The 17,769-nt window shown below is 45.6% G+C and carries 10 protein-coding genes and 2 rRNA genes (1 of these 12 cut by a window edge); 2 read left to right on the forward strand and 10 right to left on the reverse strand.

Features of this window, described 5'->3' with window-relative positions:
• Nucleotides 1-96: 96 nt before the first annotated feature.
• From H6571_22310 to H6571_22335, 6 genes are all read right to left on the reverse strand, one after another.
• Entirely contained in the window at nt 97-1,644 is a 1,548-nt protein-coding gene (locus tag H6571_22310) for a hypothetical protein (GenBank protein MCB9326488.1), read from the reverse strand.
• Nucleotides 1,645-1,726: 82 nt separating this feature from the next.
• Complete coding sequence (locus tag H6571_22315) at nt 1,727-2,917, reverse strand: hypothetical protein (GenBank protein MCB9326489.1); 1,191 nt, start codon at nt 2,915-2,917, stop codon at nt 1,727-1,729.
• Between the two features lie 231 nt (nt 2,918-3,148).
• Entirely contained in the window at nt 3,149-3,952 is an 804-nt protein-coding gene (locus H6571_22320; protein ID MCB9326490.1) for a homoserine O-succinyltransferase, read from the reverse strand.
• 100 nt (nt 3,953-4,052) lie between these two features.
• On the reverse strand, nt 4,053-4,997 hold the full coding sequence (locus tag H6571_22325; protein ID MCB9326491.1) for a hypothetical protein: 945 nt from the start codon (nt 4,995-4,997) through the stop codon (nt 4,053-4,055).
• An 84-nt stretch (nt 4,998-5,081) separates the two neighbouring features.
• Nucleotides 5,082-5,969, reverse strand: a complete 888-nt coding sequence (locus H6571_22330) for a flavin reductase family protein (protein ID MCB9326492.1) — start codon at nt 5,967-5,969, stop codon at nt 5,082-5,084.
• Nucleotides 5,970-6,137: 168 nt separating this feature from the next.
• Nucleotides 6,138-9,293 (reverse strand): T9SS type A sorting domain-containing protein, encoded by a 3,156-nt coding sequence (locus H6571_22335; protein MCB9326493.1) that lies wholly within the window; start codon nt 9,291-9,293, stop codon nt 6,138-6,140.
• 125 nt (nt 9,294-9,418) lie between these two features.
• Between H6571_22335 and H6571_22340 the strand changes: the two genes are divergently transcribed.
• Together H6571_22340 and H6571_22345 are read left to right on the forward strand one after the other, a co-directional pair.
• Complete coding sequence (locus tag H6571_22340; GenBank protein ID MCB9326494.1) at nt 9,419-9,970, forward strand: TlpA family protein disulfide reductase; 552 nt, start codon at nt 9,419-9,421, stop codon at nt 9,968-9,970.
• Between the two features lie 218 nt (nt 9,971-10,188).
• Nucleotides 10,189-13,191: a gliding motility-associated C-terminal domain-containing protein gene (locus tag H6571_22345; GenBank protein ID MCB9326495.1), complete on the forward strand. Its 3,003-nt coding sequence runs from the start codon at nt 10,189-10,191 to the stop codon at nt 13,189-13,191.
• Between the two features lie 181 nt (nt 13,192-13,372).
• Here H6571_22345 and H6571_22350 read toward each other — a convergent pair whose 3' ends face one another.
• From H6571_22350 to H6571_22365, 4 genes are all read right to left on the reverse strand, one after another.
• The gene (locus H6571_22350; GenBank protein ID MCB9326496.1) at nt 13,373-14,668 is read right to left on the reverse strand and encodes an MATE family efflux transporter; all 1,296 of its coding nucleotides are present in this window, start codon (nt 14,666-14,668) and stop codon (nt 13,373-13,375) included.
• Between the two features lie 29 nt (nt 14,669-14,697).
• Nucleotides 14,698-15,171, reverse strand: a complete 474-nt coding sequence (locus H6571_22355) for a hypothetical protein (protein ID MCB9326497.1) — start codon at nt 15,169-15,171, stop codon at nt 14,698-14,700.
• A gap of 90 nt (nt 15,172-15,261) precedes the next feature.
• Nucleotides 15,262-15,371: ribosomal RNA gene (rrf, locus tag H6571_22360) — 5S ribosomal RNA — on the reverse strand.
• Nucleotides 15,372-15,488: 117 nt separating this feature from the next.
• Nucleotides 15,489-17,769 (reverse strand): 23S ribosomal RNA (locus tag H6571_22365) (it continues 624 nt past the right edge of the window).

Raw genomic sequence — 17,769 nt, forward strand, 5'->3', positions numbered from 1 at the left:
ATCAATGCTAAAAGACCGATTTTGTTCAATGAACTATCCTACATTTTCGACCAGCAGCTCATTTATATCCAGCAAAGTATGAAAAATGACACCGGGCTAATTTGCCAATATCACTTTTTGGGTAAAAAATTGACCGTCCACATTTAAAGTGAAAAAGTATAATCCCTCAGGAAGATTCTCCCGGATTTCAAAAAGCATGTTATTCATGCCGGCATAAAAAGTAAAGGGCATTTCTGTCATGATTTGCCCTAAATTATTGAACAACAGCATTTTGCCTTCAGCATTTTGGCTAGCCAATGCCTCGACGTGCAGGGCAACACCGGGATTTAGCACATTAGGGTATAAATTCAGGGCGGACAATCCATCAATAGAGTTGACCTTCAACAGGTTTTCGGTTTCAAAACTTTCATACCCCGAATAGGCAGCACAAAAATGTTGCCTGTTGAAGCCCCTTATCCTCCAGTAATATTTTTTCTGATCCTGCAAATCTTCCAGTACAATGGAATTTTCGGTACTGACGTAAGTTTTGGTTACGGTTAATGGAAAACTGGACAAAAGAGATACCTCGACCAGGTAATGGGTTGCATTGGCGACCTCTTCCCACTCCAGTGGCACATAATTGTATTGCACCGGCTGGTCATTTGACGGACTAAGCAATACCGCCGTAGTTGCCACCGGATTTTCAGTGGTCTGATTGTAGAGATAATCGGATTTTTCATCATATAAGTTAGCCCGCATTGCGGCCATTTGTTCGGCAGAAAACCTATAAGCACAGGCATCATCCGAATAAGACATGATCAAGGTTCCATCCGACTTGAAGGTGGCTCCGGAAGGGTCTTTTTGCTGAGTAGCACTTTCCATATTGCCGTCGCAGAACCAGCGGTTGGCCAGATAATCGGGGGAAGTATCGCAAAAACCATCCGCAGCAATCCCACAATTGGAACCATCCACAAACTCCACATAAGCGGTATCAATGATCAGGGTGTCCAAAATTAAGGTATCCTGGAAAAAAGTATAATCGTAGGTGACTGTCAAAGGAGCCGGGGCGTTAAAATTGGGAGGAACAGAGTCGTCATAACTCACCCCGCCTTCCCAGCCCAAAAAAGGGTGTGGCAAAGAAAGGGCATGACCTACTTCATGCGACCAGGTGTGATCATTGGGATTCGCACAGCTTTTGGCAACGGCGAGGCCGGCATAAGGAAGCGCGTAACCACAATTCCCGGCCGGGTCAGCGACAAAATAGCAATTAAGCGTATGTTCCACATTATTGGCAAACATCATCTGTCCACCTTCCAGCAGCGTTTCATGTTCGAACCATGCAGTATTTTGAATGTAATGAACCTCTCCCTCCATGTAAAACTGGATGTTAGCCGATTCATAATCTTCATTCAACGTACAAAACGCCTCCATCAAATTCCGGTAATTAAAAAAACCAAGCCCTTCATCCGTACCCAATAAATGAATCGTCAAAGGCACATAAATGATCGTATCCAGGTTCTTCTGGTAAGCGGCCGGAGCCGCCTGGTATTTTTGAAGCCAGGCAGATTTTTCAGGAGCAGTCCCGCATGGACCCAGTGGGTTTTGGGCAAAACCAACCTTAAAAACAAACAGGAGGATTCCCAACAAAAAAAGGCGTTTAAACATGGCTAATGGGATTATTGTTTTTTAAAAAAATCGTCATTAAAATATCGTTTATAGAATCAAGGAAACAATGATCCAGGGAGGGTTATCGCTCAAAAAAGCCGACACTGCCCCCTACCCAGTCTTTATCTTTATTGTATTTCACCCCAACCATCTCTCCTTTGCTCAGGCGTACCAGGTTGTTGACCAACAGTGGGCGTTCCTCATGTTTTTCCCAAAGGAACATGACCCTGATTTCACATTTCGAACTGATATTGGGTGTTTTAATCACGGGGGCGTAAGTTACTTTTCGTTGTAAGATATAATTTTCAGGATTCGAAACGCTATCGAGGTCGGAGCGTTTGACGTTGATGATCACGCCTGAACCCGCGAAAGAGAAGAGTGGTTTGAGAACATAATTTTCCAGGTCAGGCGGAATGTTTTCCAACTCATTCAAAAAATGAGATTCAGGAACATATTGGCTCTTTAAAAAGGGCAAAGTATGTTTGCTGAGTCGGAAGAACCAATTGGGATGCCCGATCCATTCGACATTGGCTCCCATGTTAAATCTGAATTCACGACGAAGGTCGGTGCGTTGAACCAGTTCATCAAAAATGACCCGGTTGTAAATGCGTTTCACCTTTATCTTTCGGTTGTCCTTGTAATAATACACATCTTTCCCTTCTACTTTGAGATCTGTCACGCATACGGTATCTATCCCGAGGGCTTCACGGGTCGCATAAAAATCGATGGCGGTGGCCTGCTTATCCGGCTCCACTTCAAGTAATATGGTGGTTTCGGGGTCGGCATCTCCAATAATAATATTCCTCAATTTTTGCTTGTAGGATTCCGAATCCAGTCCGTTGAACAGATGAGTGTAATGATCCGGAATATCAAAATATTCGCGATACTTATTGGCCAGCAAATCCTGAAAAAAATACAAAGAGGGAAATCCCTGGGCCTCGATCAATTGGGGCGTAAGTTCTCCCTTTTCATCGATACACACCCCAAAATCCATTTGCAAAAAGTGCGTAAAATTTGACTCCTGGGGTACTTTCAATGCAGGCGGAATGGCATTGGTGGAATTCTTCATAAAATCCGGGGCAAGGATCACCTCCAAAATATCCTCGGCAGCTTCCATAATCTTGTCTTTCAGCTCACGTGGAATAAAAATAGGGGTTTCCGCAATCCTGAACACAGGAAGGTGATTATACTTTTTTTCAATAGAATATTTGAAAGCATCATAAGTTTGCTCATCAAAAACTTTATTGAATTTTTCTCGTAACTCGGGTATCATTGGGCGAAAGGTTAAAAGGTGAAAACCAAAAGATTAAAGTACAAACTAAAAATAATCCACTGAAATTCCGGTCACCGGAAAATCAGACATCAAAATAGTCCATTAAACAAAACATTAAAAATCGGGTAACATCTGGAAAGAAAGGGGCAATTTCAGGCACTTCATTCGATTACCTAATATTATTTAAAGGGTAGCTGGTAAAATTATTCCGACCAGGAATGATTCACCACATCAATAAGCCACCGTTCCTTTCCTCACGTTAGCCACAGCTTTTTTCATAAACCCGGGTAAAACGGTATCATGAGTCAATTGAATTTTGTTTTTGTCCCGAAGGTGATCAATAAAGCGTTGATATTTTTCAACTCCATGGTCTTCAATCAATTGGGTGCGCTTCTCCACATCCATAAAATGCCAAAGCATAGATTTGGGCTCTGCTTCCGGATGAAATTGGGTGCCAAAAATTTCATCGGAAAACCGAATGGCCATTATCGCTCTTTCCAAAGGAACATGAGGCCTGATTTTTTCAAGTGCTACCACTTTAGCGTCCATGGCATTCATGCGTCTCCAATCCGGCTGGACACACTGCCAATCCCTGAAATCTGCTATATAAAAAGGCTCCGGCAGCGATTCAAACAAAGGTTCAAATTCCTCTGTTTTGTGCGTCCGGAAGGTACCAAAAGACTTAGACTTCCTTTTGGTGACTTTTGCCAACTTGAAGTGATTGACCGCAATCTGAAACGAATGACAAATGAAAAAAACATGTTTTTTCGGCAAATCAGGTTGCTGGTTCCAGTTCCATATCGAATCCAGCCAGCGTCCGTAACGGATATCCCATACACCATCCCCTTCCAGCGGACTTCCCGGGCCCCCGGTGGAAATATAAATATCAAATTCCAACCCGGGCACCTGGTCCTTTCCCCTTACATCAAAAACGGTATACTCCACATCCTCATAAGCCTCGACTATGTCCTGTATGCAACGCATACCCTGGTTAGGCGTGTTATCGTATAAATCAAGAATAGCTAAACGTATCATGTTGCTGAATGCTGGTTGCTTTGTTACTCGCTACTGGTTGCTGGCCATTCAATGCTGCTGCCCCCCTGCTAAAAACCGGTACTGGTAACTGTAATCGTGACTATTTCCCTGCTGCGGCATTTTTAATAAAAGTCCCCCAGGTGAGGTTGTCTTTTCCCTTTTTATTTTCCTGTGCTCTCTCAATGGCGTAATTGGCCATGGTTTCCACGACCCATTCGAAGTTTTCTTCGCCAACGGAACTTTTATCCGCATCCGGGGCCGGGTTACAGAAATCAATAGCATAAGGCACTCCATCTCTGATCGCAAATTCAACCGTATTGAAATCGTAGCCCAGTGCTTCGTTGAGTTTGATGGTAAATTTTTCGATTTTTTTCAACAACGCGGCGGATACGTCGTGATGAGCATCGTAACGTGAATGATGAGGATTACGTGGTTCGTAATGCATGATTTTCACATGTTTTCCTCCAATACAATAACAACGGAAATAAGCATCAAAAGTGATCTCTTCCTGGAGCATCATCACGAGTTGACCGGTTTCGGCATGTTTGATAAAAAACTCATCCACATTCTCCAGTCGATATACATTTTTCCATCCGCCCCCGGCAAAAGGTTTCATATAGGCCGGAAATCCGATATATTCAAAAATACCCTCCCAATCCAATGGGAAAGCCAGGTTAGAAAAAGAATCTCCATCAGTATCATCAGGATGATCATGGGAAGGCAGTAAAACGGTTTTAGGCACCGGCACCCCCACTGAAATAGCGAGCGCGTTATTAAAAAACTTCTCATCGGCACTCCACCAGAATGGATTATTGATCACCGCGGTTCCTGTTATGGCCGCATTTTTTAGATAGGCACGATAAAAGGGTACATCCTGGGAAATCCGGTCGACGATCACCGCATATTCTGAAGTAGCGCCCTGAACGCATTTATCGATTTTTACCGGTTCGGCAATAATGCCTTTCGGCTTTTTATCATTGATTCGTTTGACGAATGCTGCAGGAAACGAACGTTCCTTTCCATGAAGAATACCAATTTTTTTCATCTGCCAATTTTTTTTTACTTGAACGTAAATTCACTAATCCTTCCTAATGCTTCTGATGACTAAGCTATAAAAAAGTTATCACTATTATTTCAAATGTTCTTCTGCAAGCCAGACCAAAGCTGCTGCTCTGCTTAAATTTTCCTGGGCCAATTCATTATGTGCCAACCGATGGAGTTCCTCAGAGAAATGTTTTTTCGTTAAAATCAAGGCTATTTCGGCTTCCATTTTAAGCTTTTCAATAATTTCTACTGACGGACCGGCGGCCATTCCTGCAAACCTGCCCAGGTCATTTGCAGTAAGAACATGACTCGCTTTGGCGCTTTGTGGCAACTGCCCAAATCCGATACCGGGAGGCGTAACAGGTTGCACGATGGTATGGATGGCTTCCCCACTGGCACGAACATAATAAGCCCGGCCCATACGCCCCATAAGATCTATTTTGTGTGGATTGATCCGGCCGTCATCCACCACGTCTTTTGATATATGCATCCTCAAAATCCGGCATATGATCAAATGACCGGCCCCGCCCTCTTCACCGAGCGGTATGATTTCCTGCACTTTACATTCCATATGTACCGGAGACTCTTTCACTCTCGGGGGCGCTACCAGATCTGAAGGAATAGGCGTTAAGCCTGCCTGTTCAAATTCACTCACTCCCGAAGGGAATTCAATGCTGGCCACAGCCATTTGCCGGACGATATTATAATTGACTACATTGATGACCACTTCTCCCGTTTTCCTCACGTTGTATAAGGTATCCTTAGTCGTGTTATCGCTCAACCGGCGATTGGACGAAAATACCAAAATCGGAGGATTGGAGCTAAAGGCATTAAAAAAACTGTAGGGCGCAAGGTTTGGCCTACCGTTTTCATCAATGGTGCTGGCAAAAGCTATCGGTCGTGGAGCGACAGAACCCAACACGAACTGGTGCATATCCTTTGCTTCAATCTTTGACGGATCGATGGTGATCATAAATGAATTTTCAATTTAATGAACAAAGATAATCGGCTTTGGTATAAAACCTTTAACATGAAGGTAGAAAAACATCTTTTGATCCTATACAAAACGGGTTCAGATTTCATTCTGAACCCGTTTTGTGGTTGTTTGCCGGTGGAAGTCGTATATTCCCCTCCGAAGCTATTATTTATTTACGATCAATTTCCTAAGAAAACTGCCCGCTTCACCATCCAGGCGGATAAAATAAGTGCCATTGGAACAACTGGAAAGATCCAGCGGCAATTGGGCTGTTCCTGCGCTTACTTCCAGCCCGTCCACTACTTTTTGTCCGAGCACATCCCAAACGGAAACCACAGCATTTTTCGTTAAAGTCGGTTCAATAGTCATCCAAACCAAACCATTGGAAGGATTCGGAGTTAAATTAAACCCTAAGTCGAGCTGAACAACCTGGGTTCCTGTCAAACTTTCAACGGTGATCACATCACTGGAATATGTACAACCATTGGCATCCGTGATCTCCACAGTATAATCTCCTGCGGAAAGTCCGTTGATATCGCCTGAATCGGAGAAGAATTCTCCTTGAAACGACCATTTATATGTATAAGGCCCCGTCCCTCCGGTTGGAGTAATATCAATTGAGCCGTTGGCTGATCCGTCGGTTTCATCTACGATCAAATCTACGTCTGCCCCCAGTGCATTGGGCTCAAGGATCTCAATACTCAGAACCTCTTCGCATGCATCGCTATCGGCTACGGATATAGTATAAACACCCGCCGTCAGCCCCTCTGCATCCGACCCGGAAAAGCCATCTTCCCAGGTATAGCTATAATCAGGAGTACCACTGCTGGCCGTTATGCTTATAGTACCATCCGCGCCTCCGTTGCAGGAGACATGTGTTTCGGCATATTCCACCTCCAGTGCCGGTTTTACGGTCACTTCAAAGCTGCAAAGCGCAGAATTATTGCCTCCGTCTGTGAAACTGTAGGAGACCACCGTTAGTCCTGTAGGAAAAGTAGCTCCCGGTGGCAAACCGGCCGACAAAACAGGGTCGATGACATCCGCACAATTATCAATTACTATCGGCATCGGATAATCCAATGTTGCTTCACAAGCCGGAACAGTAATGTTTGGCGGACAGGTCATTTCAGGGGCAATCAGGTCGGAGATCAGGACGGTTACCGTTTCCTGGGCGGAATTGCCCGATTGGTCGGTCACGGTCAATGTCACCAAATTCGTCCCTACATTTGTACAATCAAATTCACTCTGACTCAAGGTCATAGAGGCTATGCCACAATTATCAAAACTTCCATTATTTACCTGCCCCAAAGGCAAAGTTACCGTACCGTCATCCCCCAGGAATAAATTGACATCACTGGCAAACACTACCGGCGGTTCATTGTCTAGGCTGGAAATGATCACCTGCGCCGATTCGGTACAATTGTGCTGATCAGTGGCTGTAACCATATAATTGCCCGCCGTCAATCCAAAGATCGGGTTGACATTCGAGCCGTTAGACCACAGGAAGCTGTAATTTGGTGTTCCTCCCTGGGCACTTACGGCAATGGAGCCCTGTGTGGAGTTAGGACAGTTGACATTCGTCACGGTGACAAACAGTTCAAGAGGTTCTGGCTGTGTGATCATACCCCCAAGTGTTTCAAAACAACCATTACCATCCGTCAGGGTCACCTGGTAATTACCCGGAGACAACCCACTGATTGATGTTCCTGTTTGCCCGTTGGACCAGTTGGTGGTCAATGGCATAGTTCCGCCAGAAACAGCTACCCCAATGGATCCGTCCCCCACGCCAAAACAAGATACATTTTCAAGAGACTGCAGGGTGAGCGACAGCTCGGTTGGTTCGGTAATATCGACGGTGACGGATTCCGAACAATTGTGGGCATCAGTAACCGTCAGTGAATAAGTATCCGGGCCAAGACCCGCCAAAGATTCCGTAAGGGCACCGTTTGACCAGGCATAGTCGTAATCAAGAGTACCTCCGATTACCGATATTCCGACGGATCCATCCGCCGCCCCGAAACAGGAGACGTTGCTTTCTGAAATGACCGTAACCGACAAAGGAGCCGGCTCCGTGATGGTAATATTCACTTCAGCGGTACAGTTGCTTGCATCCGTCACGGTGACGGTGTAGGTGCCTGCGGCAAGTCCCTGAGCCACATTGCCCTGCATACCGTTGGACCAGTTGTAAACATAATTTCCTGTACCTCCGGAGGCTGAAACGCTTGCAGCTCCTGTAGATGCACCGGAACAATCAACATTTTGGGAATTATCTACTGAAAGTTCCAGTAAAGGCGCCTGGGTAATTTCGGCACTCAAAGTGGCTGTACATCCTCTTGCATCGGTAACCGTGACCGTATAATTACCGATCCCCAGGTTGTTAATGGTGCCGGTGGTCTGCCCGCTCGACCAAAGGTAATTGTAAGGCGTGGTACCTCCCACAGGTTGAACAGAAATAGAGCCGTCATCGGTGCCGAAGCAGCCCAGGTTTAAAAGATTTTGCAAATTGACTTCCAGTACATCCGGCTCATGGATCACCACAGTGTTCTGATTGGTGCATCCGTTTGCATCGGTGACGGTGACGGTGTAAACTCCTTCACAAAGATTGTTCAGGTTCGAAGCATGTGACCCCGTACTCCAATCGATAACAAAAGGAGCGGTCCCCCCGCCAAAAATAACGCCTGTGTGTCCGTCGCACTCCCCATGGCAGCTTATCTGGGTTGCGGAACTGGTCACATTCAGGCTACAACCGAAGGCATTAACCGTTACGGTCTGGATGGAAATGCATTCATTGGCATCGGTGACCGTAACCGTATAATCGCCTACCGGCAGATTAGAGATATTAGGGATCGTACTGTTATTCGGATCATCCCATTGATAAGTATAAGGAGTTGTACCTCCAAACGGCGTAGCAAAAGCACTCCCGTTATTTGCCCCGAGCGCCGTTTCATTACTGGCACTGGCGCTGGCAAAAAGGAAATCAGGTTCGGAAACGGTAGCCGTAAACTCGAGCGTGCAACCATCCGCATCGGTAACGGTTACTGCATAATCCCCGGGAGCCAGGTCGATAAGGATATCAAAATCCGAAGGCGCCCCGGTAGACCAGTTGTAAGTAAAAGGAGGGGTTCCTCCTGTCATATTGAGTATGAGAATGCCATTATCGTTACCTTTACAGGAAACATTATGAACCAGCAATTCTCCGGCAATTTCACATTCCACCTCATCGTCTTTTGATAAGGCGGAATTATTATTTGCGGCAAAAACTTGTGAATTAAAAAGGAAAAACAAGCACAAAGTGCTCATGAGGGTAAAAATCAGTCTCATAGGATAGTTGTTATCGGTTTATAAAAATAGGTTGACTTATTATCTTTGCGTCGTTATGTATATTTTAGGGCTTAAGCTACTCATTTATCCATCAAAAAGCAAACATTTTTTTTGAATTAATCACGATGAATACAAAACTAAATAAAGGATTGGTTGCCATTCTAATCGGAAGTGCCCTCGGTTATTTTTTATATCAGCTTTATCATTTAGATCAACAGCAGCCTTTGATCAACGGGGAACAAGCCATTGATTTTCGGGCGGAGAATAAGGATGGAACTCCCCTGCAATTATCCTCCCTTCATGGAAAATACGTATTACTCGATTTTTGGGCCAGTTGGTGCGCCCCTTGCCGGAAAAATAATCCAAAAATAGTTCAGCTCTATAAAACTTTCCATCCTGCTAAATTTAAGGATGCCACGGGATTTGAAATAGTTAGTATTGCCCTGGAAAAAACTTTGGATCCATGGTCAGGGGCCATTGAAACAGACCATTTGGACTGGCCCTATCACGTTGTCGATCTGCCTAAGGGAGAAGGCTTCGATAACGGTCGGATCGCTGAACGGTACAACATAAAAGAAATTCCGGCTACCTTTCTGATCAATCCTCAAGGGATGATCATTGGCGTGGATTTGTCGGTAAAAAAGATGGAAGGATTGTTGAATTCAAAATTGAAATAGGATTTGGTAAACAAATTGACATATTTTCAGACTTTAAAACGTTCTTAACATAATAAGTCCAACATAAGTTGGAAATTAGGGGTCTGTTATAAAAAGGCTAAAGACTAAAGGCTAAAGACTAAAGGGTTTAATTGTTTTTTCGGCTAAATTTGTCTGGATACTGAAATCTCATAAACCATTTGAACCATTTGAACCATTTGAACCAAAATACAAAAGCTATGCGTTACCACTACATATTACTATTGGCCCTGTTTATTTTCACTCCTGTGTGGTTGTCTTCCCAACCGGCCAATGATGAATGCATTGATGCCATTCTCATCCCTGATGTAAGTGCCTGGTGTTCGGCGGTGGCAGAATTCAATAACTACGATGCAACTATTTCTGCGGAAACCAGTCCCGGATGTTTTCCCAACAACCAGGATAACAATGATGTCTGGTTTGCCTTTACGGCCATTGCTACGACGGTGAATGTAAGTGTTATCGGAATGGTGGCGAATAACCCCGGCGGCAACCAGCAAAATCCTCAATTAGCCATTTACCAAGGGCCTTGCGATAATTTGAATATCCTGGGATGTGCCTCGGATGCTTTTAATGTGGACCAGGTGAGTGTTTTCGCCGGTCCCCTTAACATTGGAGAAACGTATTACATTCGCGTCAGCGCCCGTTTTGGATTTACGGGAACTTTCCAGTTGTGTATCAATAATTTTAACGAAGTGCCTTCCGCTTCGGGTGATTGTGATCCCGGAGTTATTTTGTGTGATAAATCTCCCTTTACCGTTGGTTTTTTGAACGGTGTTGGAAATGACCCTAACGAAATCAATGATGTAAGTTGCAATTCCGGTACCTGCCAGATTACAGAATCCGGCTCTACCTGGTATAAATGGACTTGTGACGCTACGGGAACGCTTGAATTTGATATCACCCCTTTGAACCCCACAGACGATATTGACTTTGTCGTTTATGAACTGCCTAATGGGATTGACGACTGTTCCGGCAAGTTTGACATAAGATGTATGGCTTCAGGGGAGAATGTGGGGACTCCCTTGTCAGAATGGATAGCCTGTACCGGGGCTACCGGACTTGTAGATGGTGACGCAGACATCAGTGAAACCTGTGGGTGCCAAACGGGTGACAACAACTACGCCGATGCCATCGAAATGATTTCCGGAAGAAGTTATGCCCTGGTGATTAACAATTTCAGCCAATCAGGTTCGGGTTTTTCCATTGAATTTGGCGGTACAGGTACTTTCCTCGGCCCGGATGTGAATTTTCTTTCCGCTCCGGATGAGGTTTGTATCGGAGAACCGGTTATTTATACAGATGATTCTTTTTTCGCGGGAGGGCTTGAAAGCTGGACCTGGAACTTTGGTCCGACGGCAACGCCACAAGCAGCTACAGGCCCCGGGCCTCACTCGGTCGTTTACAACAAGCCCGGCATTAAATCTGTGGTTTTGACCGTGAAGAGCAATCAGGGTTGTTTGAAAACCATCGTTCAAAACAGCGTCAATGTCATTTGTTGCGATGATCATTTCAATATTTCAGGAGTGGTCACTGATGAAGCTTGTCCCAACGACGGAACCGGGGCCATCGACCTGACGGTTTTTAGCGGTTATGGGCCTTTTGGTTATTCCTGGGACACCGGGGCGACCACAGAAGACGTCACCAACCTGGAACAGGGCACGTACTTTGTCACAGTAGTCGATGAAGCGACCTGCGAAGTAGTGACCAGTTTTGACGTGGGCGGGCCACCTGTATGGGCTGTGGATACCCTCATCACTATGCCTACCTGCAACGGGGGAACGGACGGTGCCATCACATTGAACGTTAACGGAGCTACGCCTCCTTATCAATACAATTGGGAAAACACAGGTTTTACTTCAGCCAATTCCTATAACAATCTCATCAACGGAATGTATGACGTTGTCATCCGGGATGCCAATAATTGTGAAATAGCCCTGACTATCGATGTTCATGAACTCGTGCTGGAGCTTGACCCCGGCGTTCAATCCATTACCGATCCTTCGTGTACGGGATATGCTGACGGGGTTGCCGTTGCGGCTATTTATAATGGTTTGCCGCCCTATCAGTACAACTGGAACGATGGGAATGGTTTTATCAATTCCAATATTATGACCGGGTTAGCCCAGGGTACCTATGTTGTGGATGTCATTGATGCAAATCTTTGCGTTGGAAACTTTGAACTTGTTTTACAGGATCCGCCCCCGCTTACGCTGGATTTTGATATTACAGATGTGAGTTGTTTTGGAGAAAGCGATGGTAGTGTCAATTCAATCGTTACCGGCGGCACGGGTGATTATTCCTATTTATGGCAGGGAGGTGCTACAACCCCTGATATTTCAACTCTTCCTGCGGGGAATTACCCGTTGACCGTAACCGACGAGAATGATTGTGAGATAACAGATATTGCTGTCGTAATCCAGCCTCCTTTACTTGCCATCGATACGACACAAGTGATTCATAACATTTGTTTTGGCTATACGGACGGACAAATTAGCGTCACCGGAATCGGAGGATTGCCCCCTTTTGAATACAGCCTGGATGGAACGACTTTCCAGATAGATTCGGTTTTTACCGATTTGGCCGCAGGTGATTATACGGCAACCGTTTTGGATGCCAACGGTTGTACCGCCACCGTAGAGATTACGGTCAACGAACCCCCTCAATTGCTTGTGGAAGCAGGTCCCGATCAGTTTATTGAATTAGGTTTCAGCACCACAGCCCAGGCCTTGCCCAATTTTTTTCCGGTAGTTTATTCCTGGGCACCATTGGATTTTCTGACTTGCCTCAATGCTGAATGTTCAAATATATTTCTCAGTCCTGTCAATACCACCACCTATATCGTCACCATAACGGATGAAGCCGGCTGCGTCGCTTTTGATGACCTGACGATACATGTGATCAAGAACAGGCCCATCTATATTCCTAATGTTTTTTCTCCCAACGGTGACGGTGTCAATGATGGCTTTACAGTGTACAGCGGTCCCGCTGTGAATGAAGTTCTACGCCTGAGCATTTTCGACCGATGGGGAGAACTTGTTTTTGACGGCAAGAATTTTGCCCCCAACAATGAAGCCCTCGGATGGGATGGAATATTCCTGGGGGAGCCTGTCAATTCAGGCGTGTTTACCTATATGGCAGAAGTGCTTTTTATCGACGGGGAAATCATCCGGTTTAAGGGGGATGTTTCTGTGGTTCGATAAAAAACCGTAACTGCCGAATTCATTCGGCATGTATGGCACCCCGAATGAATTAGGCGATTTACCCTGATGCCCGAAGCTTGTCCCACCAAGCAATGGGGATTTCACTTCCTTCAATCTGAAACCACTTTTGAACGAAATAAAACCACTTGAACCCATTTTTGTCTTCATACTCTGATTGCCATCATCTCAGAGCCAATCCCTTTTTCCAAAAAAACAAATGCTGAATCCCACCTCTTGCCACCATAAAAAGCAACAAGGCGAACCAAATGGAATGATTGTTGCCCCAAATTTCTTTGAACGCAAAATGAACGGCCAGGTAAAAGATGAAAGCAAGTATCATTGTATTACGCATAGCCCTTGAGGCGGTCAAGCCAATGTACACCCCATCCCATATATAACATGGCGTACTCAATAATGGAAAAATAGCCATCCAAAAAAGGAAAGGAGTTGCGGCTACAATGACGTCTTCCTGGTTGGTAAACAATCGTAAAATGGTGCCGCCGCCAAACCAATAAGCGAGACTAAACAGTGCCGCCATAGCCATTCCCCAGCCAAAAGAAAGGCGTATGGCTCTTTTTATGTTTTGCGGATGGCCAATACCTTTATATTTTCCAACGAGACTTTCCGAAGCAAAGGCAAAACCATCAACACCATAGGACATCCAGTTGAGGAAATTCAATAAAATAACATTTACCGCCAGGATCATATTTCCACCGCTGGCTGATTGGCTGTAAAAAAAGCCGAAGACAAAAGTGAGAAAAAAGGTGCGGATAAATATATCACTGTTGATGCTCAAAAATTGTTTAAAAGCTTCTTTTTTTAGGAATACCGCCCTTTGCATGTGTGCAAACAGGTGGCTATATTTATAATAGAAAAGTCCCAATGCAAGCAAAACGCCGGTATATTGAGCGATCACGGTGCCCCAGGCCACCCCTGCAGCTTCCATTCCCAGGTGCATCACAAAGAAATAACTCAAAACGATATTCACGACATTGACCGCAACCGTCATGATGAGCGGATAAACAGCATTTTGCATGCCAAAGAACCAGCCCATAAAGGCATAGGAAGCTATACTTGCCGGAGCGGCCCAAATTCGAATATAAAAATATTCCTCCACAATAGGCCTTTGTTCCGCCGAAACATTCATCAGGTAGATCGCCGATTCTACCAGCGGATACTGTAGGATAAGTAAAACGGTGGCCACTACTATGGCCACTACGTTCGCCCGACCAAAAGTTTCAATCAAATCCTTCTGGTCGTCCCTCCCAAACGCCTGGGCGGTGATGCCTGTGGTGCCCATGCGTAAAAACCCGAAGTTCCAATAAATGAAGTTGAAGATCATGGCTCCTAGGCCGACGGCACCGATATGTAATTCAGTCAATCGTCCCATCAGGGCCGTATCGAAAGAACTGAGCAAGGGTACGGATAAATTGCTTAAGATATTGGGAATGGCAAGTCGCAGAATTTCTTTATTCATAATATTGAATATCAGCGGTTTCGTCGAATCTAAACCGTTCCTCGATTTCTATATTTCCAAACGGAGATCAGCATTCTGATGGCAAAAAGAATGGCACTGACAATCGCCGCCGTTCCAACCAGTAGGATTTCATGCCGAATGTATTTTTCCAGCTTCAGTTGTTCTTTATACGGCAATTTTTCAAGGTCATTGAATAATATGCCTTCATTGATATACCCCTGGAGAAAATTCAGTTTCTGGATGAGTAAAAAAACGACTGGAATCATTATAAAAAACAACGCAACTTTAAGGTATTGTCGTTTGGCAATAAAAGTAAATCGCAGGAAAAAGATATGGCGGGTAAAAAAAATAAAACAAAAAACGAGCAGAACATTCAGCCCAATATGAGGAAAATCAGGGAGTTGTAAATAGATGGGGAGTACCAGGACTGCGGCCATTAAGGCAGCGATAAACCACCAGAAAAACTCCAGTTTGAGCAATAAAGCACGTTGATTGTCCATCATCGGATTTTTTAATGCTTTGAAAAGATGTGCAGGGTATAAATAACAAGAGCCTTGCAGAATAATTTATGCAAGGCTCTTGAGAAGAAAAAAAGTTGGCAGCGACCTACTCTCCCACCTAAAGGCAGTACCATCGGCGCAAAGAGGCTTAACTTCTCTGTTCGGAATGGGAAGAGGTGTGCCCTCTTGCTATAGCCACCAACAAATCTTTATCACCGGCGAAAAGGCCGGGACATTATATTTTTTGAATGATCAAAGATCATGACAATTGACAGGTGAGATTAATAAAGCTACTAAAGAGCTTTTAGTGAAAAATTTACGAAGAAAGTCTTTGGGTAATTAGTACTACTCGGCTCCATACATCACTGCACTTCCACCTGTAGCCTATCAACGTGGTAATCTTCCACGACCCTACATCCCGAAGGAATGGAATACTCATCTTGGAGTTGGCTTCGCGCTTAGATGCTTTCAGCGCTTATCCATTCCGCACATAGCTACCCTGCAATGCAACTGGCGTCACAACAGGTACACTAGAGGTGCGTCCAACCCGGTCCTCTCGTACTAGAGTCAGATCTCCTCAATATTCCAACGCCCACAACAGATAGGGACCGAACTGTCTTGCGACGTTCTGAACCCAGCTCGCGTGCCACTTTAATGGGCGAACAGCCCAACCCTTGGGACCTTCTCCAGCCCCAGGATGTGACGAGCCGACATCGAGGTGCCAAACCTCCCCGTCGATATGAGCTCTTGGGGGAGATCAGCCTGTTATCCCCGGCGTACCTTTTATCCTTTGAGCGATGGCCCTTCCATGCGGAACCACCGGATCACTTTAGCCTACTTTCGTACCTGGTCGAGGCGTCCCTCTCTCAGTCAAGCACCCTTGTACTAATACGCTCTGCGCATGATTACCAACCATGCTGAGGGTACCTTTGCGAGCCTCCGTTACTTTTTTGGAGGCGACCACCCCAGTCAAACTACCCACCACACAATGTCTCCCGAGGGTATCGGGATTAGAACCTAAGTATAAGAAGGGTGGTATTTCAAGGTCGGCTCCACCACCGCTGGCGCGGCAGCTTCAAAGCCTCCCACCTATCCTACACATCTTATACTCAAGCACAATGTGAAGCTGTAGTAAAGGTGCACGGGGTCTTTCCGTCCCGTTGCGGGTAACCGGCATCTTCACCGATACTTCAATTTCACCGAGCTCGTGGCTGAGACAGTGCCCAGATCGTTACACCATTCGTGCAGGTCGGAACTTACCCGACAAGGAATTTCGCTACCTTAGGACCGTTATAGTTACGGCCGCCGTTTACCGGGGCTTCAGTCAATTGCTTCGCTCCGAAGAACTAACAACCTTCCTTAACCTTCCGGCACCGGGCAGGTGTCAGACCCTATACTTCATCTTACGATTTCGCAGAGTCCTGTGTTTTTGCTAAACAGTCGCCTGGGCCTCTTCACTGCGGCTCTGATTGCTCAGAGCGTCTCTTCTCCCGAAGTTACGAGACCATTTTGCCTAGTTCCTTAGCCACGATTCACTCGAGCGCCTGAGGATGCTCTCCTCGACTACCTGTGTCGGTTTACGGTACGGGTTGTATTATTCTGAAGCTTAGAGGGTTTTCTTGGAAGCATACTTGGGACCACTATCACGTCAAGCTTGCGCTATCAGTGTACTATCGCAGTTCAGCTCAGAAAGCGGATTTGCCTACTTTCTTCAACGCCTACGTGCTTCAACGTACTATTCCGTCAGTACGCGGGTCTTACGTGTCTTCGTCACCCCATCGCAAATAATACAAGTACTGGAATATTAACCAGTTTTCCATCGGCTTCGCCTCTCGGCTACACCTTAGGGCCCGACTAACCCTGATCTGATTAGCATAGATCAAGGAAACCTTAGTCTTACGGCGAACAGGTTTCTCACCTGTTTTATCGTTACTCATGCCTACATTTTCTTTTCCAGCTCCTCCACCAGACCTCACGGCCTGACTTCTGCGGCACTGGAATGCTCCCCTACCACTGATCCGAAGATCAATCCATAGTTTCGGTAATATACTTAATGCCCGATTATTTTCCGCGCAGGAACGCTCGACTAGTGAGCTGTTACGCACTCTTTAAATGAATGGCTGCTTCCAAGCCAACATCCTAGCTGTCTTAGCATCCCCACCTCGTTCATTCAACTTAGTATATATTTTGGGACCTTAACTGATGGTCTGGGTTCTTTCCCTCTTGGCAATGGACCTTATCACCCACTGCCTCACTGCTAGTGCAATGTCATGGCATTCGGAGTTCGTCAGGGTTTGGTAGGCGGTGAAGCCCCCTAGCCCTATCGGTAGCTCTACCTCCATGACACTCTAAACTAACGCTGCACCTAAATGCATTTCGGGGAGTACGAGCTATCTCCCGGTTTGATTGGCCTTTCACCCCTACCCACAGGTCATCCAAACACTTTTCAACGTGTACTGGTTCGGTCCTCCATTCCGAGACTATCGGAACTTCAACCTGCCCATGGGTAGATCACCGGGTTTCGCGTCTACCCCAACTAGCTAGGCGCCCTATTCAGACTCGCTTTCGCTGCGCTTGCGTACCTTAAGTACTTAAACTTGC

It is taken from the genome of Lewinellaceae bacterium (genome assembly GCA_020636105.1).
GTDB lineage: Bacteria > Bacteroidota > Bacteroidia > Chitinophagales > Saprospiraceae > BCD1.

Bases quoted from the DNA above. Each gene is read 5' to 3' on its own strand.
- H6571_22310 (MCB9326488.1), bottom strand. From the start codon at position 1,644: ATGTTTAAACGCCTTTTTTTGTTGGGAATCCTCCTGTTTGTTTTTAAG.
- H6571_22315 (MCB9326489.1), bottom strand. From the start codon at position 2,917: ATGATACCCGAGTTACGAGAAAAATTCAATAAAGTTTTTGATGAGCAA.
- H6571_22320 (MCB9326490.1), bottom strand. From the start codon at position 3,952: ATGATACGTTTAGCTATTCTTGATTTATACGATAACACGCCTAACCAG.
- H6571_22325 (MCB9326491.1), bottom strand. From the start codon at position 4,997: ATGAAAAAAATTGGTATTCTTCATGGAAAGGAACGTTCGTTTCCTGCA.
- H6571_22330 (MCB9326492.1), bottom strand. From the start codon at position 5,969: ATGATCACCATCGATCCGTCAAAGATTGAAGCAAAGGATATGCACCAG.
- H6571_22335 (MCB9326493.1), bottom strand. From the start codon at position 9,293: ATGAGACTGATTTTTACCCTCATGAGCACTTTGTGCTTGTTTTTCCTT.
- H6571_22340 (MCB9326494.1), top strand. From the start codon at position 9,419: ATGAATACAAAACTAAATAAAGGATTGGTTGCCATTCTAATCGGAAGT.
- H6571_22345 (MCB9326495.1), top strand. From the start codon at position 10,189: ATGCGTTACCACTACATATTACTATTGGCCCTGTTTATTTTCACTCCT.
- H6571_22350 (MCB9326496.1), bottom strand. From the start codon at position 14,668: ATGAATAAAGAAATTCTGCGACTTGCCATTCCCAATATCTTAAGCAAT.
- H6571_22355 (MCB9326497.1), bottom strand. From the start codon at position 15,171: ATGATGGACAATCAACGTGCTTTATTGCTCAAACTGGAGTTTTTCTGG.